The sequence below is a fragment of the Martinezella lusitana genome (assembly GCF_016901135.1).
GTDB lineage: Bacteria > Pseudomonadota > Alphaproteobacteria > Rhizobiales > Rhizobiaceae > Rhizobium > Rhizobium lusitanum_D.
In genome coordinates, this window is sequence record NZ_JAFEVL010000045.1 from 618,438 (window position 1) to 640,903 (window position 22,466).

A 22,466-nucleotide genomic window follows, 5' to 3' on the forward strand; every position below is an offset into this window, starting at 1 on the left:
GAGTGCGATAAATTGGCTCGTTCTTCGTCATGGCGCGGCGGTATCGTCAAGATCGGCATAGACCAGATAGCGTAACGGACCCGATGTCATGGCATCGAAGGGAAAGCATGTCGCGAGAACGAGGTGAACGCCGCGCGCGTTCGGGTCGATTTCAGCTTCATCCCAACGCGCAACGGCCATATGGGTGACGCGGAACGTGAAAACCTGACCGTCACTGCGTGTGATGCGGATCCGATCGGTCTCCTTTATGTTTTTCAGGAAGGCGAAATGCGTGTCACGATGCGCGGCGTAGACCGCCGTGCCCTCCTCGCCCGCCTGTGGTGTGTTGTCGAGGTGTCCGGGACCGAAGGCGAGCGCTTGGCCGCTCGCACCTTTGAGCGCTATGGCGGAAGCTCCGAGACGCGGAACCTCTATGCGAGCCACAGGCCAGGTGTCGGCCCAGCTCCAGGGTTTGACCGGCGAACCCGACGTGAGGGTTCGCGTAAAGGCGCGCTCCAGCAGGATCTGCGCAACACCCGCCTTGGCATAAATCCATCCTCCCTGAGCCGCGAGGAGCAGACCTGTCGCGATGAGGATGCATGCTGCGAAGGCGGAAAGGGAGCGCGCTGGCGCGCTCCCCGTGGCTTTAATCCGAGTGCCGGCGGTCATGCCTTGCTCCTTCGTGACGCGCAGGCCAGAAGCGAAGCGCCGAGCAACAGAGCAAACAACCCCTGAAGAATGAGAAGCGTCGCGGGCGTTGCGGTCTGTGGCAGTGGAACATTCGCCGAAGCCGGTGCCGAGATCGCCTCGATGTCCGCATCACCGTCGGCGCCGCGTGACTTGTCGGCGGCCTGATGGCGTTTGGCGTCTGCGTTCGCATCACGGGTAGTCCCGATGCCGAGAAGATTCTTGTAATCCCAGCCGGCGGGAAGCCGCAATGGAATGTCGGCCTGCGTCAGCGGCGTATTTGCCGGGCGCAAAGGCTTGGCGTCGACCGCGACAAGGCTGGTCAGACGTGTGACCAGATGATGCTCCAGCGCCAGCTGAAGGATGCGCTTGTCGGCGTCTGCCTGCGTGATCTTGCCAAGGGTCAGATTGACCTCCGCATCATCGATCTGGCGACGCGCCCAGATCTTGGAGATGCCCTTGGCATTGCTTGCCTGATCGAGCGGCAGCGAAATCGTCCATGGCCGGTCGCCGACCATCCCGCTTATGGTCAAAGTGCCCTCTGCCTTCCCCATACGGGCAGCCAAGACAAGCGGTTCACCGTGATAGATGTCGGGAAGGAGGCTTGGCGACAGGCTGACATTCTTTTCCGGAAAGACAGCTGCTACATCGGTGACGGCAGGGTTCTCCAGCTTGTCAAAGAGTGCGCGCATGCGTTCGTTCACCTCTGCAACCGATCCGATGTGGGTGAAGCTGCCGCGACCAAGTTCAGCGGCACGGCTCATGAGATAGGTGTTGGGCGCGGAGCCGATGCCGACCATGAAAATGCGTGAGCGTCCGCGCGATACAGCGATCGCATCGAGAAGCTGCTGCTCATTGTTGACCTCGCCGTCCGTGAGGAAAACGACCTGACGCAATCCACCTGCCTGATGGCTGTCGTCAAGCGCGGCATGGAGCGGCGGCAACATTTCCGTTCCGCCGGCAGCCTCCAGGCCGGTGACGAAGCGGCGTGCCGCAGTGATATTGTCAGCCGTCGCCATGACTGAATCCGGGAAGAACTTTGTCATCGTGTTATCGAAACGAATGACGTTGAAACGATCGTTCGGCTCGAGCCGGGACAGAGCGTAGTCGAGGCTCGCCCTTGCCTGCTCGATGGACGTGCCGCCCATGGAGCCGGAATTGTCGATGACGAAGACCACTTCGCGGCCGGCCTTTTGCGGTGTCGTCACTGCCGACGGCGTCACATAGGCGAGCACGTAATCATCCTTGCCGACATGCTCGCGGAACAGGCCGACGCTCGGCACATCGCTGGCGATTGCGTTCCATTCGAGCACGAAGTCGCGGTCAGCGGTCGTGTCACCGTCAAGAACGATCCGCCGCGCAGTATCGTTCAGCCTATCGATCTTGACCGGGTGGTAGAGGCTTTTGACATCGTCAATCGGAAAACCGGCATTGAGATTGATCTTCAGCGTGACAGCATTGGCGCGGTTGCTGCCCGGTGCCATCAACGGCGTAGAGACGGGCGTATCGCCGGAGTTGCGCGACGGGCTGTTTTCTGGCCGTCCCCAGCCGGCTTTCAGATCAGCATGCTGTGTGATGGCAGAGGCATCCTGCGGGGAATAACGCGGCGCAACGACCAGCGGAACCCGCAGGGAAAAGCGCCCATCCGCCAGGCGCACGGCCTGTTGATATTCGATCTGGACTACGATCTTTTCATGGGGACCAATGTTTGTGACCGTGTTGGTGAACACGTTCGGTCGCTGCTGCTCCACGAGAGCCGCCTTCTTGCCCTCCCTGCGGGCTTGCTCGTAGACGGCGCGAGCAGCCTGCTTTTCTTTGATGTCGGCGACAACAACCCGATTGCCGACGATCATCTTGAGGGAATAAACGGCGCTATCCTCCGGAAGCGGGAAGACATAGAGGGCTTCGACCCACTTGTCGCTCGGGTTTTCGAAAGCCTGCGTCAGAACCGCCCGCGCCGTCGGACCATTGACGTCGATGTCGACGTCGGTTGCAAGTCGCGGTGCTTCGACATACTGGCCGGCTTGCGTCGCCTGAAGGAGAAGGCTGCCTGCACCCATCTCGTTCGGCGTGACGAACGCTGCCGGCTGAGCGTGCGACTCTAAGGGGTGCAGCAGTGCGAAAATGACGGCAAGTACGGGCAGCAGGATTGCATGGCTGAACCATAATAGCTGGCCGAATCTTGTGAGGACAGTCTCCCGGTATCGGCGAGATGAAATGCTTAGCGCGGCTGACATGACAGGCTCCTTATTCGCTGAGGAATGACAGAAGCCATTGTGAATAAAGGCTATTTTCTTGCCAGCGTAAGCTTTGCCCTGTTTCGTCCGCATCTTGCCGTAAACGGTATTGTCGGTGGCGCCTATGTGTGGAATTGTGAAGAAAATTACGCAATCAGGAAATGAACGAATGGTCCAGGGCGACCCGTATTTGTCTGACAGTCAGAATAGTGCCGTGGCGGCGCGGGTTCGCGAAGAAATTGCCCGACGACGCATTTCCAGGCAGCGGCTAGCCAACGATGCACGCATCAGTCTTTCGACATTGGAGAAGGCTCTTTCCGGACATCGCCCCTTCACGCTTGCGACCATCATTCGCCTGGAGCAAGCGATGGGCGTTGTTTTGCGCGAGCCGACAGGGGCGCCGCCGGCACTGGGCAACGAGAAGTCCGGACATGCCCCGGAAGAGCTTGGTGCCTATTCGCGTGCTTCAGTTTCATGGCTTGAGGGCGTCTATCTGACGCTTCGGCCATCCTTCGGGGATCAGAATGCGATTTTTGCCTATTGCACCGAGATTGCATGGAATAGCGAAAGCACGCGTCTGAGTTTCAGGGAGCGCGAGCGCAGCGACGCCTCGTTTTCGCAGCAGGGCTCGGTATCGGTTCCGCATCTATCGGGGCATATCTATCTCGTCACGAATTCGTCCGGGCAGTATCGTATGGCGATATTGTCCCGCCCCAGCATCACCGGAGAGATGTTCGGTCTCCTGACGACATTGCGCGCCGGGCAGGGCTCGCACCTCACACCTGTCTCAACGCCACTGGCCCTGTTACCGATATCGACCTTTGAGAAACCCTCATATGGCCGAGTCTCGGCCAGCGACCAAAATCACGAGGTCTATTCTTCCATCTTGAGCAAGGCTATCGCAGAGAAGTACGCGGGATTTGTTGGGTTAGGCTGAATCGCCGTTTTTCGCGCTTGAAAATAGAGAACCGTGGAGCCGGCAAGCGTTCGATGAACGTCGCACGCGTCGCAGCCGTGATGGGTTCCGATGGTGGGATGCTAGCGGTTGTTTTCTGTTGCCGCTCGAATGTCTGTTTCGGAAAAATCATTGCCCTTGAACAGCAAGGGCTCGCTGGTCAGCTTGGCTAGCGCATAGGAAAAACAATCGCCAAAGTTCAATCCGGCCGGGTGGCGGCCTTTGCCATAGCGGCGCCAAGCGCGGCGAGCCTGATCGCTATGGTCGGCAGAGACCGCCACGATCTCGGCGTTGATCCGATGGAGCCAAAGATCCAGTTCACTTCCCCCCTGCTCCCCGAGTCGGCTTTCAAGCACCATTGACGCTTCAAAGACTGTCGCCGCCGAGATCAGGCGGATAGGGTCGTCTGCGATGAGTGCCTCGAATGAGCTAGCTTCTGGTTCATCAAAGGCGATGGCTACGATGGCGGACGTATCGATGACCATCAGGTTGGCAGTCCATTCTCGTCATAACCGAGAATCTCATCGGCGCTACGCGGGTCGAGAACAGGGAGGGAGCTCCAGCGGCGGCGGCTTGCCGCGAGATCCTCCAGCAGGGCTGCCTTTTGAACTTCCGAGCTAATGCGATGCAAGCGTTCCATGAGCGCCGTACGCGTAGCAACGGTGATACTCTCGCCTGTCCGCGCGGAGAGCGCGCGCGCTAGCCGTTCCGTTTCCGGGTCTTTGATGCTCAAGGCCATAATGGCGCCTTTCTACCTAAACTGATATTTTCTACCTATATAACTCACTGTCGGCGGAAATGCACGAAAATCATTCTCGCGCAAGAGATTGCTGCCTGGGGCCATGAGCAGGGGTGCAGAGTTGCCGGGGGGTGGGGCAGGGAGGTATCCAATAAAAGCAAAAGCGGTCCAGTTTAGGGAAATAACTGGGCCGCCTTCTGCTGGACTGGAGGTTAATCAAATTCAGCACGCTAATAATAAGTTTGACTTAGTAAATGTCAACGGAAATAAAACAGCGGGATCCATCTCCGCATCGAGCATTGGGCTCTATTGATCGTTGAGAGTCCTGTCCGGCGCTGCCGGATCCGTTGCTGCCGCTTGCACTGCCGAACATTTGGGCGTCTAAATCTCCTGTACCTTGTCGCACGAACGCCGAAAAACGATCGGATAGGTAGAATACTAACCTCTCGATCTACAACGGCTTAAGGCTTTGGCTGTATAGGGTTGTGTGGGGGAACGCCACCGATGCTCGTCAAACTGCAGAACCAAATACTCGAGATGATTGCTTCCGGTCGGCGACTGGACACGACGCTTGACCGTCTGTGCCGTCTGATCGAAGAGCAGGTTCCTGGTATCGCCTGTTCGGTCTTGCTCGTGGAAGACGGTGTGATTCATCCGCTCGCCGGTCCGAAGCTCCCAGCAGCCTATACGAGCGCCCTCGACGGTATCAGAATCGGTCCAAATATGGGCTCCTGTGGAACGGCCGCATATCTTGGGCAACCAGTTGCGGTCCATGACGTTTTCCTGGATGAAAAGTGGGAGGCGTTCAGGGATTTGATCGGACCGCTCGGATATAGAGCGTGCTGGTCGAGCCCGATAAAGAAGGCTGATGGAGCCGTTGTTGGCACCTTCGCCTTTTATTATGAAGAGGCACGCGGTCCATCCAAGATGGAAGAGAAGCTCGTTGAAGCCTCGGTTCATCTCTGTGCCATTGCCATAGAACGTCATAGCCGGGCGATGGAGCGGCATCGGCTTGCCTACCACGATGTTTTGACTGGCTTGCCGAATAGAGCGGCCTTTGATCGTCATGCAAGTCAGATCACTCGAGACGGGCTAGGCCTTGTACTGCTCGATCTCGATAATTTGAAATTTACGAACGACACTTTTGGCCATCGCGCCGGCGACGATTTGATCAAGGAAGTGGCAGTAAGATTGCAAGGCGTGGCTCAACGTCTGTTCCGCGTCGGAGGCGATGAGTTCGCAATCATATGCCGCGCCCGCAACGCCAACGACCTCAGGCAGGTAGCTGAAGCATGCCTCCAGGTTCTTAAAGCGCCGGCATGCTGCGGCGGGCACACCGTGCTGCCACTCGCGACCGCCGGGGGAGCCTTGTGCCAGGCAGGCATGAGAATGGAGGTTACGCGACATAAGGCGGATCTTGCACTTTATCATGCCAAAGACGTCGCAAAGGGAATGTTTCAGATCTTCGATGATACGGTTGCAACGGCAATCACCAGCCGCTTTGACGCGATCCGTGATGTTACGCTCGCTCTCGCAGAGAACAGAATCGTACCGTTTTATCAGCCTGTCGTAGACCTGGAGACTGGGAAGTTTGTCGGTGCGGAGGCGCTCTGTCGCATCAGACGGCCTGACGGAAGCCACGCATCAGCAGTCGAATTCTTTGAGGCGATGCATGATGCTCATATCGCCTCGGAAATCACCAGTCGCATGCTTGATCAGATGGTGTCCGATCTCATCGGCTGGCGCAGAGGAGGCATTGACATCGGCCACATTGCCATAAACGTGACCGCGGCCGATTTTCAGGCAGGCGTTCTCAAGGAACGATTATTGCGTTTCACTGATCGGGCCGGGCTTGCCCCACAAAAAGTAATCGTCGAAGTGACAGAGACCGTCTATCTCGAACAAAGGGCGGAATCTATTCGCAACGCCATCATCGATCTGAGGGCGCTAGGCTTCAAGATTGCTCTCGACGACTTCGGGACGGGGTATGCGGCGCTTTCACACCTGTTGAAGGTCAAGGTTGACATCATCAAGATCGATCGATCATTCACCAAGCTGATGCAGAGTGACAACGGTGCTGCTGCAATCGTCGAAGGAATGGTCGGCATCGCGCGACGTATGGATATCGATGTGATCGCAGAAGGCGTTGAGACATCTGTGGACGCTGCGCTGTTGAAAGAGATGGGATGCAAGCTGGCGCAAGGATATCTCTATTCGAAAGCCGTTGATGCCAAAACTTATGCTATGTTCTTCTTGCCGGCAAACTCGGACAATTGGCACCAGCCAACAAGACATAAAGCGAGCCGCTCCTCAAGACGCTAGCGATTGCCGAGAAGAGACCCGCGCCATGCGGCGATCTAAATCGGAATGATGGATAATATGGTGACCAAGAAGAAACAGATCCTGCTCAACGCCTTCAACATGAACTGCGTTGGTCATATCAATCACGGATTATGGGCTCACCCACGGGATCAATCCGATCGCTATAAGACACTGAGCTACTGGACCTCGCTTGCCGCCACTTTGGAGCGCGGCCTCTTCGACGGCATATTCCTCGCCGACATCCTCGGCGTCTATGACGTCTATCAGAGCTCGGTCGATCTGACATTGCGCGAGTCCATCCAGCTGCCGGTCAACGATCCATTGTTGCTCGTTTCCGCGATGGCGGCGGTGACGCAACATCTCGGTTTCGGCGTTACCGTCAATGCCAGTGCTGATGCGCCCTATATCTTTGCCAGACGCATGTCGACGCTCGATCATCTGACGAATGGGCGCATAGGCTGGAATATCGTTACCGGTTATCTCGATAGTGCGGCGCGGGGACTGGGTCTGGATACGCAAGTCGAGCATGACAGCCGCTACGATCGTGCCGATGACCATCTCACCGTCCTCTACAAGCTCTGGGAGGGCAGCTGGGAGGACGATGCGGTTCTGGCGGATAAGCAGAAGCGTGTCTATGCCGACCCGACAAAGGTCCATCCGATAGACCATCAGGGGCAATTCTATCGCTCACAAGGCTATCATCTCGCCGAACCGTCGGTGCAGCGCACCCCGGTTCTCTATCAGGCCGGTACATCCGGTCGCGGTCGGCAGTTTGCCGCCCGTCATGCCGAATGCATCTTCATCACCGCGACCGACAAGAATGCGGCGCGCGCAACCGCCCGCACATTGCGCGAAGCAGTCGTCACCGCCGGACGAAAGCCTGAGGACGTGAAGATATTTCTCGGCATGACCGTCATAACCGACCATTCTGCCGTCGCGGCGCAGGAAAAACATGCCGAGTATCTGCGCTACGCCAATCCGGAGGCGGGTCTTGCGCATTTTTCGGCGAGCACGGGCGTCGATTTCTCGCGCTACGATCTTGATGAGACCATCGCCTACGGAACATCTAACGCCAGCCAATCGGCCACGCAAATCGCACAGCAGCGCGGCTGGACGAAGCGGCAGCTGCTGCAAGAGCTCGCCATGGGTGGTCGCTATCCGGTTGTTATCGGCGATGCCGCAACGGTCGCCGACGAGCTCTCGGCATGGATCGACGAGGGCGAAATCGATGGTTTCAATCTTACCCGCACGGTAATGCCGGAAAGCTTCGAGGATTTCATCGATATCGTCGTGCCGGCCCTGCAGGATCGCGGTATCTACAAGACAGCTTATGCGGAAGGCCCGCTTCGGCGAAAACTCTTTAGCGAAGGTGACCGGTTGCCGGATCGGCATATAGGCTCGTCCTATCGCCGCCAGAGAGGGTAACACGCCGGGTTGGGTCTGCCTGAAGCCAGACCCTTCCTGCCAAACCCTTCCTGATTGCCACGACCTTTCTGATTGCCAGACCTCCTGATTAATGGTGTCCGGCGCTAGCCGAGCTCATCTCCGCTCAAGTCGCGGATATCCGATGCCCACCCCTCGGCAGCTTCTCGTCGGCAGTTGCCGAGGCGGCGTCACGCCGCCTCTTGCTCGCTGTGGAAAATGTCGAGATGCGAAAGACGGATGGTGTCGTCGACGGCCGAGATGCTCCCGATATATTCGTCAACTAGAAACGCAACATGTCCCACCGTCGTTTTCACGATTACGATCTGACAGCTCTTCGAGGGCTCCCGGCCCAGCATGACCGCCAAGTCATAGACCGGTACCAATTCGCCGCGATATGAGGAGTGACCGAGGACACGGCGCTTGTCGTGGGCTCCCCCGAGCGGTCGCCAATTGTCCGCGCGAGCGACAATGGTTCCGTCAACGAACATATACAGAGTGTCGTGCACGCGCACGGCTGTCGCTGCGCGGCGAAAATAGCCTGATAGAGGCATAGAAAACACCTGGACCTCTTTTGAGATTATCCGGTCAAAAGTGCAGCCGACTGAGGCAAACAAGCTTAAGGGCGCCTAGGCACAATCATGATGCCGCCGAACTTGTCTCGGCCAGACACGCTCAAAATAGAATGCCTGCATTGATTAGTGTTTTATAATTTACATAAAAGTTTAACGAGTAATGGCCTTTTCAGAGAAGACCCGGTGTCTCATCCCAAATGGGGGCCAAACCCCTCGGATCGACGATCCGGCTCCCCGGTCGTGCCAGGCTGTGAACTGCCTGCATGTCTGCTGCGTCCAGTTCGAAATCGAAGACGCGGAGATTTTCGGCGAGCCGGGTCTCGTTGTTGGTTCTCGACAGGGCCACCACGCCACCCTGTTGGATCAGCCAGCGCAGCACGATCTGCGCGATGCTGCGGCCGTAACGGGCGGCCGTCGAAGCGAGCACCGGATCAGACAGAACGCGTCCGACCGCCATGCCACAATAGGCGGTGACGGCGAGCCCGGCATGACCGGTGGCACCGATCAGGTCCGACTGGTTGAGATAGGGGTGATATTCGAACTGGTTGGTGACGAGCGGTCTCTCCGAGAGCGCGATCGCCTGCGTCATCAAGGCCTTGTTGAAGTTGCTGACACCGATATGGCGAACCTTTCCGGCTTTGGCGACGGCATTGAGCGCACCGATCTGGTCTGCGAGGGGCAACCTGTCGTTCGGCCAATGCAGGAGCAGCAAATCGATGTGATCCGAGCGGAGCTTCCTGAGGCTCTCGTCGATACTGGCGGCAAAGGCCCGGAGCGCGTAGTTTTCCACCCAAACCTTGGTGGTGATGAAGATTTCGGAGCGCGGGATCCCGGATGCGGCGACAACCTCGCCGACCTCGCCTTCATTACGATAGATCTGCGCCGTATCGATGTGGCGAAAGCCGGCCTTCAGCGCGGCGGGAAGCATGCGCAGCATGTCGGCCCTGGCCATGCCGTATGTGCCATATCCGAGGACGGGGATGCGGGCATCCTTGACATCGATTGTTTGCATTAGTTTTTCCTGTCCTCGCTCGTGCGGCCAGCGCTCAGTGCGGCGTCGAAATCGACATCGGGGCCTGCCGGCACGATGCCGCTCGGATTGAGCCATGGGTGACTACCGTAATAGTGGCCTTTGATGTGGGCAAAACTCACCGTCGGTTTGATTGCGGGATGCCGGTAAAGAGCACGGGTGTAGTCCCACAGCGCGGGGTAGCCGGTCAGAGCGCGCCGATTGCATTTGAAGTGGCCGTGATAGACCGGATCGAAGCGGATGAGCGTCGTAAAAAGCCGAATATCCGCCTCGGTCAAACCGTCACCGACGAGATAGCGCTTTCGCGCAAGGCGGTCCTCAAGCCAATCGAGCGTGTCGAAGACGCCGGCCACGGCCTCCTCATAGGCATCTTGCCTGGTGGCGAAACCGGCTTTGTAGACGCCGTTGTTGAGCGTCTCGTAGATGCGTGCGTTGACCGCATCAATCTCGTTGCGGTGGATTGCGGGATAAAAGTCGCCGGGGCGGGCGCCGAGGTGATCGAAGGCGGAATTGAACATGCGGACGATATCGGCGGATTCGTTCGAAACGATGGTCTTCTCCAGCGTGTCGAACAGCACCGGCACTGTGACCCGCGAGGTGCAGTGCGGATCCGACATCGTGTAGATCGCGTGCAGCAGCGGCACCTGGGCGACAGGGTCCTGCACAACGCCGGGTCCTGGCGTGAAGCTCCAGCCGTCTTCGCCCATAAGCCAGTGGACGACCGAAACGTCGATACTCCGGTGCAATCCCTTGAGATTGAGCATGATGAGTGTGCGATGCGCCCAGGGACAGGCGAGCGAGACATAGAGATGGTAGCGACCGTTCTCTGCCTTGAAGGCGCGCCGGCCGGCAGGGGCCAAACCGTCTGCGGTCACCCAATCGCGAAAGACTGAAGCCGGGCGTTTAAGCTGCCCTTCAGTCAGGACGGCGTCCAGGCTTGTCCGATGCCACGTGCCGTCGATCAGTTCACCCATTTTGATCTCCCGATCATATTGCCGGTGCGACAGGGGCGTGGCGGACTATGGGAAACGACTTCCATGCCGAGGAGCGGGATCGGTGGCTTCATGGTCTCATGCACCAGTAATGCCGAACTCATCTGGAAAGTGGCGCGCGATACGCGGCCATGCGCGAAAAGATGTTTTGCCTGTAGCCGGTCGGACTGCATGCGGCCGATCTCGGCAAGGGGGCGATGGTCTATCATAACCTGGACGATCTTGCGGGGAGTGAAGCTAGGTTGCAGCGCGGAATGAATGAAAACGGGCACCGCAATCTCCCTTGCATGTGCCCGCTCTCGATATGCGCTGTCTTGATGATCCCAGCGCTTGGGGGTGAAGCGCTGAGATCCGGCGGCAGTGCACAGAGAACTGCTATGCTGCCTGCGTCTTGAGGAGGCGGCGCGTGTCGAGACTAAGGGAGGTGGCGCCGATCGCCACGATCTGCAGCAGACCGCCGGTGATCATGATGTTCTTGAGGAAGTGGATCATCGTATTCTGATCCGCAAAGTTATTGTGGAAGAAGACGGCCGTAGCCACGGTGAACACCGCCAGCAAGGCAGCGATCAGGCGGGTCTGGAAGCCGACTAGGAGCAGAAGACCACCGCCGACTTCCGCCGCCAGAGCGATGAGGAAACCGAGGGTTGGAAGCGGCAGACCGACAGAGGCGATGTAGCCGATCGTCGCAGCAGGCGCGGCGAGCTTGCCGAGGCCGCTCATCAGGAAAATGACTGCGATCAGAATGCGGCCGACTGCGGCGATGGTGGGAGCATATTTTTCCATTGAACTGTCTTTCGTCGTGGTGAATTGAAGGGAGGGTCAGGCAGCGATTGCGTCGATCTCTGCCTTCGCTTTGGAGATTGCCGCGGCTTTGACGTCTTCGCCGAGATTGAGCCCTTCGGCACGCACGACGGTCACATCCGTCAGGCCAATGAAGCCGAGCACGCCGAGCAGATAGGTCTCGTGATGTTCGAGCACGGCGGCGGGACTTCCACCGGTGTAGACGCCGCCGCGAGAGGAGGCGATGAACACCTTCTTGCCCTTCGGAAGAAGGCCTTCAGGTCCGTTCGCGCCATATTGGAAGGTCCGTCCGGCAACGCAAACCCGATCGATCCACGCCTTGAGCTGGCTGGGGATCGAGAAATTATACATGGGGGCACCGATGACGATGACGTCCGCGGCAAAGAGATCGTCGATGTAGGCGCTACCGGCTGCGAGATCCGCTCCCAGTGCGGGAGTGGTCACCGGGCCACCCTGGAACACAGCCATGTGCTGATCGGACAGATGGAAGGCTGCGTCGACGACCAGGTCGCGATAGACCACCTTCGAGGCGGGATGCAATGCTTGTTGCCGCGCCACGATTGCGGCGGACAGCGAACGACTGACGGAATAACCGCCAAGAATGCTGGAATCGATATGCAGAATGGTCATGGAAGTGGCCTCCGGGGCGTCCCTATGTGGCGTTGATGAGCGGCGTGACAGAATTCTTTTTAAGATCGTGAACATACGCAATGATGTCTCACATCCAAGACCGTTCGAAAAGCCGTTATATTCCGACATATACCATCGGATTTACCGATGGATGATAGAGGACGGCCTAGGATCTGCTGCCGACAATGGCCCCCGGCGCGAACACCTTGTCCAGCGCATCCAAATCTTCGGAACTGAAGCTGATGTCCAACGCGCCGAGGTTTTCACTCAAATGGGACCGCCGGCTCATGCCGAGCAGCGCAACGATGTCGTCGCCGCGCGACAACATCCAGGCGGTCGCCAGTTGAGCGGGTGTCCGGCCTTTCGTTGCCGCCATATGTTCAAGGAATTCGACAGTGGTGAGGTTCTTCTGCAAGCTCTCGCCGTGAAACCGTGGGAAGGACGCGGCGAGCGCGGGGTCCACCACCTGTTTGCGCATGGCACCGGCGAGAAGGCCCTGGGTGACGACACCGTAGGCGACTACTCCGATACCCAGTTCGCGCGCGACCGGCAGCACCGCGCGTTCGATGAATCGACTGGCCAGCGAATATTCGATTTCGAGCGCTGCGACCGGGTGGACGCTATGAGCCTTGCGGAGCTGATCCGCATTGACCTCGGATACGCCGAGATGGCGCACTTTGCCTTCGCCGATCAGATCAGCCACCGCGCCGATCGTCTCCTCATAGGGGACGGAGGGGTCGACGCGGCCCGGCTGATAGAGATCGATATGATCCACACCGAGGCGTTGCAGCGAGTAGGCAGCATAGTTCTTGATCGAACTCGGCCGCCCATCCATACCGAGGATGGTCCCCGTATGAGTCCGCTGGATACCGCACTTCACGCTGAGAAAGGCTCGATCGCGACGACCGCGGATCGCTTCGGCGACAAGGGTTTCGTTGTGACCCATGCCATAGAAGTCACCGGTGTTGAGCAGGGTTATGCCGGCATCGAGCGCGGCTTCGATGGTCTTGACGCTTTCTTTGTCGCGGTCACCGTGAAGCGGCGGTTGCGGTCCGCCCATAATGTTCGACATCCGCATGCAGCCGAGGCCAATAGCTGATACCAAGAGGCCGTTTCGACCAAGCCGTCTCATCTGCATGTGTTTAATCCTCCCACAAACGAGGCGATGGCACGACACCCTTCTCGTTCCAGCAGGACGGCCGGGCGATCGTCATCTAGACAGCGTGTGCCACCTTGCCATCTCGGATGGCATTCGGCATAGTTGTTATGTTCCGATGTTTACCATCGGATTCGCCGATAGATTGGACGATTTGATGTTGGATGGCGTATCTCTCGATCAACTCCGAACATTTATCGCCGCCGTCGACGAAGGCAGTTTCTCGGCCGCCGCGCGTAAGCTTCGCCGGGCCCAATCGGTCGTCAGCGATTTGGTCAGCGGTCTCGAGGCACAGATCGGTGTGCCGCTCTTCGACCGCTCGGGACGCTACCCTAAACTGACAGCATCGGGTACGGTACTGCTTGCCGACGCGCGAGGTATCGTCGCCGGTGTCGATTTCATGAAGGCGCGGGCGAAAGGGATGGCGTCGGGCGTCGAGCCGGAGCTCTCTGTGGTCGTGGATGTCTTCTTCCCGATAGAAGCCATCACCGAGGCTGCAAAGGCGTTTCGCGAGACTTTTCCGGGAACGCCGCTTCGGCTCTTCGTCGAAGCACTTGGAGGGGCCTATCGACCGATTTTGAGCGGAAGTGCCAGCATCGGGGTCGTTGGGTCTTTACCGATCATGCCGCAGTCGCTGACGGCAGAACGGTTGACCGGAGTGGCGTTCCTGATGGTCGCAGCAAAGGATCACCCGCTTGCTCAATTCGAAGGAATGATTCCAAAATCGGAACTGGCCAAACATGTCCAGCTCGTTCTCACCGATAGATCAGAGCTGTCGGCGGGTCGCGAGTTCGGCGTCATGTCCTCATCGACATGGCGCCTTGCCGACCTTTTCGCCAAGCACGCTTTTCTTCTCAATGGGCTGGGTTGGGGCGGCATGCCGCTGCATACCGTACAGCGCGATATTGCCGAGGGCCGTTTGTTGGAGCTGTCGATCGAGGACGTGCCGCAGGGCGGTCTCAACTTGCCGATGTCTGCCGTCTATCCGACATCCGCACCGCCAGGTCCGGCCGGCCGCTGGCTCGTCGAGCGGCTCAAGCAGTGCCCGAGTAAAATGGCGAGCGTGCCCTAAGAGGGCCGAACCCGGCTCGTTGTGAAAAAGCATCCAAGAATGCCACGATCCCGGCGGTTGGAAGCTGTCTCGGGTCATATTACGGGCGAAGATTATCCAGTCCTAGATTCAGGCGATGCCGCCGAGGCAGACATATTTGATTTCGATGAATTCCTCGATGCCGTAGCGGGAGCCTTCGCGGCCAAGGCCGGAGAGCTTGACGCCGCCGAAGGGGGCCTCAGCTGTCGAGATCAGCCCGGTGTTGACGCCGACCATGCCGTATTCCAGTGCCTCGGCGACCCGGAAGACACGGGCAAGGTCCTTGGCGTAGAAATAGGAGGCGAGACCGAACTCGGTATCGTTGGCCTGGGTGATCACATCGGCCTCGTCCTTGAAGCGGAAGAGGGGGGCGACCGGTCCGAAGGTTTCTTCCTTCGCAACGGCCATGGCCGGCGTGACGTCGGCAAGTACGGTCGCCTCATAGAAGCGTCCGCCGAGCTGGTGGCGATGGCCGCCGGCAACGATGCGGCCGCCCTTGGCCAGCGCATCCGCGACGTGCTCCTCGACTTTGGAAAGGGCCGCCTCGTCGATCAGCGGGCCGAGATTGATGCCCTCGTCGAAGCCGTTGCCGGTCTTCAGCGTGGCGACGGCCTTCGAGAGCTTGTCGGCAAAGGCATCGTAGACGCCGTCCTGCACATAGAGGCGGTTGGCGCAAACGCAGGTCTGGCCATTGTTGCGGAACTTGGCAATCAGCGCGCCTTCGACGGCGGCATCGAGATCGGCGTCGTCAAAGACAATGAAAGGCGCGTTGCCGCCCAGCTCCAGCCCGAGTTTCTTGATGGTCGGCGCGCTCTGCTTGTAGAGCTCGGCACCGACTTCGGTCGAGCCGGTGAAGGTCAGCTTGCGCACGACGGGGCTTGAGGTCATCTCTGCGCCGATGGCGCGCGCCGAACCTGTGAGCACGCTGAAGAGGCCCTTCGGCAGGCCGGCACGCTCGGCAAGGATGGCGATGGCGATCGCCGAGAACGGCGTCTGCGAGGCCGGCTTCAGCACCATGGCGCAGCCTGCGGCGAAGGCCGGGCCGGCCTTGCGGGTGATCATGGCGTTCGGAAAGTTCCAGGGCGTGATGGCGGCAACGACGCCGATCGGCTGCTTCATGACAAGAATGCGCTTGTCCTTCTGGTGGCCGGGAATGATATCGCCGTAGACGCGGCGCGCCTCTTCGGCAAACCATTCGATGAAGCTCGCCCCATAGGCGATCTCGCCCTTGGCCTCGGCGAGCGGCTTGCCCTGTTCAGCCGTCAGGATGCGTCCGAGATCATCCTGGTTTTCCATCATCAGCTCGAACCAGCGGCGCAGGATACCAGAGCGTTCTTTCGCGGTACGGCCGGCCCATTCCTTCTGGGTAACCTCGGCTGCTGCTATCGCAGTTTTGGTCTCGGCGGCGCCCAGATTCGGAACGCGGCCGATGATCTCGCCGGTCGCGGGATTGTCCACCGCGATCGCATTGGAGGGATCGGCCTCGATCCACTCGCCGCCGACCAAGGCAGCCTGCCGGAACAATGATGGGTCGTGAAGGTGAGAGAGCATTCTTCCTCCTCTGGGCGCTCCAGTTCAATGGAGCCTGTTATGAACCAGGCAGAGACCGCAATCTGTTTGCCACAGCCTTGCCGGACTTCAAACGCTGTTCACTAAATGCCGGGCTCCCGCGATATTGCTCGCTTTATGCGCGTCTCTCAAGACGCCGAGCGGCGCGTTTCTGGATGCCTTTGGCGTCGAGTTCATAATGGGCATATAGACGGGTTGGCAGTACGATCAAGCTATACTCGTCGTAGATGCCGTGACGTGTCAGCTTCACCGGCATGCCCTCACTGGTAATAATAGCCTCCGCAACCGCTCCTCCTGCAAAACGCGCGTGAAGTGCGGCTCAGTGCGGCCGTTTATGGGCTTCCGGCCGGCGCTAGCCAATGCTATCAGCGGCCGGATGTAAGGTCTGAAGATACAACCGTATGTCGATGTGCGGACGTCTGGAAACTAAAAGTTGACAATCCGATACTGGTAGCCTATATAACGATTGTCGATATTTGCTTGCTGAGCTTTGGTTACCGCGCGTTTGGCACCGCGTCCTGAACGAACCTTCCTTTCAAAAATCGCTACCACCGTCCGCAACGCTTTCGCGTTGTGGTTTCTCTATTGCTATGAAAGGGTTCTTCATGACCACTGGCACAGTTAAATGGTTTAATTCCACCAAGGGCTTCGGTTTCATCCAGCCTGACAATGGCGGCGCCGATGCGTTCGTCCACATCTCGGCTGTCGAGCGCGCTGGTATGCGCGAGCTCGTCGAAGGCCAGAAGATCGGCTTCGAACTGGAGCGCGACGTCAAGTCGGGTAAAATGTCGGCTTGCAATTTGCAGGCTGCCTAACGCACTCGGTATCGGCTTTCCCTTGACCACGGATGTACTGGCACTGTTGAGAGCATGATACCAACCCAAGGTCAGGCAGATTGCCTGGCCTTTTTTATGGGCGCTTGTTAGCGGCTTCAATTCAGGAAATCCTGCGGATGATCATTCGTTCGATGGCGCGCCGAGGCAACCCTTATGACTACACCAAGGCGGACAACTTCATGAAGACGCTGAAGGTTGAAGCGGTGTATCCGATGGCGTTCAAAACCTATGACGATGTCATCGAACATCTTCCCTACTTCGTCGAAGAGGTCTACACAAATGTCGGCTGCATTCAGCGCGCTGCTACTTGGGTTCCCCAACGGTTCGAGCATCAACACGTCCAGCAGACTGGCAGATCAGCAGCCTGATCCTTGCCCACCCCAAGGGGCGTACTTCAATTTCAGGCAATTCGAGACCATGGTTTGATGAGAGAAGACTTCATTCAATCGCTCAAGGACGAGCTTGGCGCCGACGTCTCATTTGGTGCAGACATTCCAGCGCGTTTCCGCAATGACTGGGCAGGGCTTGAACCAGTCACGCCATTGGCCCTGGTGCGTCCGCGCACGACCGAACAGATATCAGCAACGCTCAGGCTTTGTGATCGTTTCAAGATCTCTGTCGTGCCGCAGGGCGGATTGACGGGTCTTGCCGGCGGCGCCCGCCCGATCGAAGGCGGCGTCGCGTTGTCGCTTGATCGCATGAACGGCATCGATGAGATCGACCCTGTCATGGCGACGATGACGGTGCAGGCGGGCACGCCGCTCGGTGTCATCCAGAGGGCGGCAGAGGAAGCGGGGCTTTTCTTCGGGCTTGATCTTGGCGCCCGCGATTCCTGTGTCATCGGCGGAAATCTCTCCACCAATGCCGGCGGCAATCGCGTCATTCGCTTCGGCATGGCGCGCGAACACGTGCTTGGCCTCGAGGTGGTTTTGCCTGATGGTACGATCGTGCGCTCGCTCAACAAGATGCTGAAGAACAATGCCGGCTATGACCTGAAGCAGCTTTTCATCGGCTCCGAGGGGACGCTCGGCATCATCACCCGCGCCGTGCTGCGCCTGCAGGCTAAGCCCGCGGCGCTCGCCAGCGCCTTTTGCGGCTGTCCCGATTTTCCGGCCATGCTGGAATTACTGAAGAGCGCCCGGTTGCGTATGGGTTCGGCGCTGATCGCTTTCGAGGTCATGTGGCCGAGCTTCTATGATTTCATGACCGGCAATCTGCCCGAGCTGCGCCGGGCCTTGTCCGAACCGCACGGTATCTATGTACTGATCGAAGCAGGTGGGCGCGACGCCGACGAAAACCGGACGATGCTCGAACAGATCCTGTCCGATGCCCTTGAAGAGGGTTGGGTGTCCGACGCGGTCCTGTCGTCCTCCGAGCGTGAAGCCCGCGAACTCTGGGCGGTTCGTGATAGCGTTTCGGAATATGGGCGGCTTATGGGACCTCAGACCGCGTTCGATGTCGGGCTCCCCACCAGCGTTGCTGGCAGCGTGGTGAGCGAGATCGAAGCGGCGATGAAAAGCCGCTGGCCCGATGCGATTGCGCTCAGCTACGGCCATATCGGCGACAGCAACCTGCATTTCGTCTGCAATATTCCGTCGCTTGGCAAGACGCAGCCGCAGAAGGAAATCACCGAGCTGGTGTTTGCGGCCGTCGGCCGGGCGGGCGGCACGATTTCCGCCGAACACGGGATCGGCCTCCTGAAGAAACCCTATCTTAAGCTCTCCCGCACGCCGGAAGAGCTGGCGCTGATGGAGCGCATCAAGCGCGCTATCGATCCGAACAATATCCTCAACACCGGTAAGGTGCTGACGATTTGAGCTGGTCTGTCTCTGAAGCTAGGCCGGTGGACATGCCGGCGAAGGCGCGAGGCGTAGTAGACCCAATTGGGTGTAATATAGTTTAAGTTTAAACTTGTTTTTCCCGCTGCGCCGCCCGATACTGAAGTCTCCGCGGTGGGCCTTGAATACCGGCTCGGTCCGTCACCGCATCGTCGCGAACACGGAGAGTTCGACATGGCTTTCGCCTATCTTGCCTTTTTTGAAAGCACAGACGGTGGCGATCTCGCGGTCAGCGAGGCGGACCTCGCCACCGTCGCCGCAATCATCAAGACAACGCCCGGCCTTGCATCCGCCAATCTCTATACGCCCGAGACGACCAACGACATGTACAACAAGGTCGAGCGATCGCCGGTCCTTGGTCTCCAGCTCTATTTCGATCAACTGACCACCCTCGAAAGCGCCGTCGGCCCTTCGGGCCATCTGCAGCAGCTCGCGGCGTCCGATGTTCTTACCAGCATAAGAGATGCCAAGGCGACGCAGCAGGCGATGTATGTGCGGCCGTTTCCGGTCGATGACGGCAGGCTGCGCACCGGTGACGGCGAGCTGCTATGCAGCTACGTGGTTCACTATCCCGGTCCCGCGGAGGATCTGAATGCCTGGCTGCACCACTATGTCAGCCACCATCCGCAGGTCATGCGCACGTTTCCGGATATCCGCCAGATCGAGGTTCTGTCACGGGTCGACTGGTGCGGCTTCCTGCCCTGGGAGTGCGTCAATCACATGCAGCGCAATAGGGTAATGTTCGATAACCCGGCTGCCCTGCAGATTGCCTTGCAATCACCCGCGCGCATTGCCATGCGCGAAGATTTCAAGACGCTTCCACCTTTTGACGGCGGCAATTCGCATTTTCCGATGGCGACACGGATCATCGTCCCGTAAGCAAAGACGCATCTATTCGATCTGATAGCCTGTCTCGGCCAGTACCGGCGACCATTCAGCTTGGACGTCGTCCGGCGGTACTGAAGCGAGCAGGCTTTGCGTATAGGGATGCTGCGGGTTGGCGAAGACCGTTTCCGTCGCCCCGCTCTCCACGACCTCGCCGCGATACATCACGAGCACGCGGTCGCAGAGATAGCGCACGACGGAGAGGTCGTGCGAGATGAACATCATCGAGAAGCCGTGTTCGTCCCGCAGCTTCAGCAGTAGATCCAGCAGCTGCGCCTGAACCGAGACATCGAGGCCCGATACGATCTCATCGGCGACCAGAATGCGCGGCACCGTGCAAAGGGCGCGGGCGATATTGACGCGTTGCTTCTGGCCACCGGACAGCTGCGAGGGGAAGCGCATCGCCGCATCCGGCGGCAGGCCGATCTCGGCGAGCAGCTCGGCGGCGCGGTCCATGCGCTCGCGCTTGCTGTTGTGGAGGCCGCTCGCCTCATTCGCCTGGGTAACGATGCTGCCGACCCGGCGGCGCGGATTGAGCGCCGATTGCGGATCTTGAAACACCATCTGGATATGGTCGCGGCGATAGGCCTTTTCCGATGATCCATTGGCGGTGATGTCGCGGCCCGCAAGCGTGAGGCGGCCTTCCGTCGGTGTATCCAGCCCGACGACGAGGCGGGCGAGCGAACTTTTTCCGCTGCCGCTTTCCCCGACGATGCCGACGAATTCGCCTTCGCCGAGCGTGAAATCGACGCCGTTGACCGCCCTGAACTTGGGGTTCCTGTTGAAGGGGCTCCAGGCGACCGTGTAGGCCTTGGTCAGCTTCTCGCCTTGCAGATAGTTCTTCGCCGTTTCAACGTTGCGGGCCGGCGCGAGTGGCGGCGGTATGATGTCAGGCGTCTTTTCAGTGCGAATGCAGGCGGCGATATGGCCGGGCGCAATTTCCGCGAGCGGCGGCTCGGCCTCGATGCAGGCGGCAATGGCGTTCGGACAGCGGGAGGCAAAACGGCAGCCGGTGATATCCTTCAGCACGCGCAGGCCGGGCATGCGCTCCGGTAGGACATAGAGGCCGCGGCGCTCCCCGCTGATTCTGGGATTGGCGAGCTGCAGACAGCGTGTATAGGGATGCGCCGGCGCCGAGAACAGTTGCTTGGCCGGGCCGCGCTCGGCCGGACGCCCGGCGTAGAGCACCATGATCTCATCGCTGATCTGCGAAGCAAGCCGCAGATCATGGGTGATGAAGATGACTGCTGTGCCGTCACGCTTCTGCATTTCGTCGATCAGCTTGACGATACGGGCCTGGATGGTGACGTCGAGGGCAGTGGTCGGTTCGTCGGCGATCAGCAGGCGCGGGCGGCTGGCAAAGGCCATGGCGATCAGGATGCGCTGGCACATGCCGCCGGAAAGCTGATGTGGGTATTTGCCAAGTAGTGCTGCGCCATGTGGCAGGTGCACCGCCTCGAATTCGGCAAGCGCCCGCTGCCGCCAGTTTTCGCCCGGAGCAAGGCCAATTCGTAAGAGATGTTCCCTCATCTGCTGGCCGACGGTCAGCACCGGGTTGAGGCCGGACAGCGGCTCCTGCGGGATGAAGGCGATGTCCCGGCCGAGCAGATTGCGACGGCGCTCCGGCGCCATCGCTACAAGGTCCTCGCCGGCGAATTCGAGTGTCCCCTTGGTGACGGCAAAGCCGCTCGGGAGGAACTGCGAAATGGTGCGCCCGATCATCGACTTTCCAGCGCCGGATTCGCCGACGAGGCCGAGGATCTTGCCCGGCTCCAGCGTGAAATTGAGATCGCTCAGGACGGGAAAGGACTCCTTGCCCCCAAGGGAGTCTACACAGAGGTTTCGTGCGGCTAATATGGTCACGTCAGGTCCTCTCCGTCTGCGTCAGGCGCGTGTCGAGGGATCGGCGCATGCCGTCTCCGAGAATGTTGAAGCCGAAGACGGCAAAGAAGATCGCGAAAACCGGACAGAGGAGATTGAGCGGCGCCTCGTAGATGTTCTGCCGGGCGTCGGCGATCATCTGTCCCCAGGCAGGCGTGTCGGCACCGACGCTCATGCCGACGAAGGAGAGGATCGCCTCGACGATAACGGCGACACCCATTTCCAGGCTCATCAGCGTGATCAGCAGCGGCAGCGTGCCGGGCAGGATTTCGCGCGTGATTGTGCGCCAATGGGAAAAACCGACGAGCTGGGCGGCGGCGACATAGTCCCGCCGTCGCAGCACCAGCACCTCGCTGCGCAGCACCCGGCAAAAGCGCGTCCAGTCGACGAGTACGATGGCGAGGATCACATTGCGAATACCCGTGCCGAGGCCGACCATCAGGATTAGCGACAGGATGACGGGCGGGAAAGAGAGCCAGATTTCCACGACGCGCCCGATCAGCCAATCGACCCAACCGCCGAAATAGCCGGCGATATGCGCAAGGATCGCGCCGATGATCATGGCGCCGATCGAGGCGATGAAGGCGACGGTGAGCGCAACGCGCGTGCCGAAGATCAGGCGCGAGAGGATGCAGCGGCCAAGACTGTCGGTGCCGAGCGGGAACATCGCGTCGCCGCCGTCCGCCCACGCCGGCGGCGTCAGGATGGACAAGAGATTCTGTTCATTCGGATCGTTGGGCGCAATCCAAGGCGCGAAAATCGCGCAGACTGCCAGGACAGCGATGATGACGAGGCCTGTCTGAACGCGGCCGGATCTCAACCAGAGCGGAAGATGTTTCATG

The 22,466-nt window shown here is 59.3% G+C and carries 22 protein-coding genes; 8 read left to right on the plus strand and 14 right to left on the minus strand.

Annotation, left to right across the window (positions count from 1 at the left end; genetic code table 11):
* Positions 1–27: 27 nt before the first annotated feature.
* Both JTP94_RS18720 and JTP94_RS18725 read right to left on the minus strand, forming a co-directional pair.
* Complete coding sequence (locus JTP94_RS18720) at positions 28–648, minus strand: class GN sortase (protein WP_204851960.1); 621 nt, start codon at positions 646–648, stop codon at positions 28–30.
* Complete coding sequence (locus tag JTP94_RS18725; protein WP_204851961.1) at positions 645–2,903, minus strand: marine proteobacterial sortase target protein; 2,259 nt, start codon at positions 2,901–2,903, stop codon at positions 645–647. The genes JTP94_RS18720 and JTP94_RS18725 overlap by 4 nt, the downstream gene beginning before the upstream one ends.
* A gap of 169 nt (positions 2,904–3,072) precedes the next feature.
* Here JTP94_RS18725 and JTP94_RS18730 point away from each other — a divergent pair, with 169 nt between their 5' ends.
* The gene (locus tag JTP94_RS18730; RefSeq protein ID WP_204852327.1) at positions 3,073–3,840 is read left to right on the plus strand and encodes a helix-turn-helix transcriptional regulator; all 768 of its coding nucleotides are present in this window, start codon (positions 3,073–3,075) and stop codon (positions 3,838–3,840) included.
* A gap of 101 nt (positions 3,841–3,941) precedes the next feature.
* Here JTP94_RS18730 and JTP94_RS18735 read toward each other — a convergent pair whose 3' ends face one another.
* Both JTP94_RS18735 and JTP94_RS18740 read right to left on the minus strand, forming a co-directional pair.
* Positions 3,942–4,343 (minus strand): type II toxin-antitoxin system VapC family toxin, encoded by a 402-nt coding sequence (locus JTP94_RS18735; protein WP_204851962.1) that lies wholly within the window; start codon positions 4,341–4,343, stop codon positions 3,942–3,944.
* Positions 4,343–4,597 carry a type II toxin-antitoxin system VapB family antitoxin gene (locus JTP94_RS18740; protein WP_204851963.1) on the minus strand — a complete coding sequence of 85 codons (255 nt, stop codon included), beginning with the start codon at positions 4,595–4,597 and terminating at the stop codon, positions 4,343–4,345. Before JTP94_RS18740 ends, JTP94_RS18735 begins: the two co-directional genes overlap by 1 nt.
* Before the next feature lie 504 nt (positions 4,598–5,101).
* Here JTP94_RS18740 and JTP94_RS18745 point away from each other — a divergent pair.
* Both JTP94_RS18745 and JTP94_RS18750 read left to right on the plus strand, forming a co-directional pair.
* Entirely contained in the window at positions 5,102–6,919 is a 1,818-nt protein-coding gene (locus tag JTP94_RS18745) for a GGDEF and EAL domain-containing protein (protein WP_204851964.1), read from the plus strand.
* A 57-nt stretch (positions 6,920–6,976) separates the two neighbouring features.
* Complete coding sequence (locus JTP94_RS18750; protein ID WP_204851965.1) at positions 6,977–8,344, plus strand: LLM class flavin-dependent oxidoreductase; 1,368 nt, start codon at positions 6,977–6,979, stop codon at positions 8,342–8,344.
* Positions 8,345–8,532: 188 nt separating this feature from the next.
* On the opposite strand, the gene JTP94_RS18755 is transcribed toward JTP94_RS18750, so the two are convergent.
* The 7 genes from JTP94_RS18755 to JTP94_RS18785 all read right to left on the minus strand — a co-directional run bounded on the left by JTP94_RS18755 (position 8,533) and on the right by JTP94_RS18785 (position 13,507).
* The gene (locus JTP94_RS18755) at positions 8,533–8,958 is read right to left on the minus strand and encodes a chemotaxis protein CheW (protein ID WP_246755040.1); all 426 of its coding nucleotides are present in this window, start codon (positions 8,956–8,958) and stop codon (positions 8,533–8,535) included.
* Between the two features lie 127 nt (positions 8,959–9,085).
* The gene (locus tag JTP94_RS18760; protein WP_204851966.1) at positions 9,086–9,928 is read right to left on the minus strand and encodes an aldo/keto reductase; all 843 of its coding nucleotides are present in this window, start codon (positions 9,926–9,928) and stop codon (positions 9,086–9,088) included.
* Positions 9,928–10,920, minus strand: a complete 993-nt coding sequence (locus JTP94_RS18765) for a glutathione S-transferase family protein (protein ID WP_204851967.1) — start codon at positions 10,918–10,920, stop codon at positions 9,928–9,930. Before JTP94_RS18765 ends, JTP94_RS18760 begins: the two co-directional genes overlap by 1 nt.
* Positions 10,908–11,210 (minus strand): hypothetical protein, encoded by a 303-nt coding sequence (locus JTP94_RS18770; RefSeq protein ID WP_204851968.1) that lies wholly within the window; start codon positions 11,208–11,210, stop codon positions 10,908–10,910. The genes JTP94_RS18765 and JTP94_RS18770 overlap by 13 nt, the downstream gene beginning before the upstream one ends.
* A gap of 103 nt (positions 11,211–11,313) precedes the next feature.
* Entirely contained in the window at positions 11,314–11,721 is a 408-nt protein-coding gene (locus JTP94_RS18775) for a DoxX family protein (protein ID WP_204851969.1), read from the minus strand.
* A gap of 36 nt (positions 11,722–11,757) precedes the next feature.
* Entirely contained in the window at positions 11,758–12,369 is a 612-nt protein-coding gene (locus JTP94_RS18780) for an FMN-dependent NADH-azoreductase (RefSeq protein WP_204851970.1), read from the minus strand.
* A 166-nt stretch (positions 12,370–12,535) separates the two neighbouring features.
* Complete coding sequence (locus JTP94_RS18785) at positions 12,536–13,507, minus strand: aldo/keto reductase (RefSeq protein ID WP_204851971.1); 972 nt, start codon at positions 13,505–13,507, stop codon at positions 12,536–12,538.
* Between the two features lie 175 nt (positions 13,508–13,682).
* Here JTP94_RS18785 and JTP94_RS18790 point away from each other — a divergent pair, with 175 nt between their 5' ends.
* Positions 13,683–14,597, plus strand: coding sequence for a LysR family transcriptional regulator (locus tag JTP94_RS18790; protein ID WP_204851972.1), 915 nt, complete (start codon positions 13,683–13,685; stop codon positions 14,595–14,597).
* A 108-nt stretch (positions 14,598–14,705) separates the two neighbouring features.
* Here the strand turns inward: JTP94_RS18790 and gabD are convergent, their stop codons facing one another.
* Entirely contained in the window at positions 14,706–16,166 is a 1,461-nt protein-coding gene (gabD, locus tag JTP94_RS18795) for an NADP-dependent succinate-semialdehyde dehydrogenase (RefSeq protein ID WP_204851973.1), read from the minus strand.
* A gap of 623 nt (positions 16,167–16,789) precedes the next feature.
* Here gabD and JTP94_RS18800 point away from each other — a divergent pair.
* The 4 genes from JTP94_RS18800 (at position 16,790) to JTP94_RS18815 (ending at position 19,737) form a co-directional block, all read left to right on the plus strand.
* Positions 16,790–16,999: a cold-shock protein gene (locus JTP94_RS18800; RefSeq protein ID WP_204851974.1), complete on the plus strand. Its 210-nt coding sequence runs from the start codon at positions 16,790–16,792 to the stop codon at positions 16,997–16,999.
* 137 nt (positions 17,000–17,136) lie between these two features.
* On the plus strand, positions 17,137–17,388 hold the full coding sequence (locus JTP94_RS18805) for a hypothetical protein (protein WP_204851975.1): 252 nt from the start codon (positions 17,137–17,139) through the stop codon (positions 17,386–17,388).
* A gap of 57 nt (positions 17,389–17,445) precedes the next feature.
* Positions 17,446–18,837 (plus strand): FAD-binding oxidoreductase, encoded by a 1,392-nt coding sequence (locus tag JTP94_RS18810; protein ID WP_204851976.1) that lies wholly within the window; start codon positions 17,446–17,448, stop codon positions 18,835–18,837.
* A 195-nt stretch (positions 18,838–19,032) separates the two neighbouring features.
* Positions 19,033–19,737 (plus strand): hypothetical protein, encoded by a 705-nt coding sequence (locus tag JTP94_RS18815; RefSeq protein ID WP_204851977.1) that lies wholly within the window; start codon positions 19,033–19,035, stop codon positions 19,735–19,737.
* A gap of 12 nt (positions 19,738–19,749) precedes the next feature.
* On the opposite strand, the gene JTP94_RS18820 is transcribed toward JTP94_RS18815, so the two are convergent.
* Positions 19,750–21,606, minus strand: a complete 1,857-nt coding sequence (locus tag JTP94_RS18820; RefSeq protein ID WP_204851978.1) for an ABC transporter ATP-binding protein — start codon at positions 21,604–21,606, stop codon at positions 19,750–19,752.
* 1 nt (position 21,607) lies between these two features.
* Positions 21,608–22,465, minus strand: coding sequence for an ABC transporter permease (locus tag JTP94_RS18825; RefSeq protein WP_204851979.1), 858 nt, complete (start codon positions 22,463–22,465; stop codon positions 21,608–21,610).
* Position 22,466: the final 1 nt, after the last annotated feature.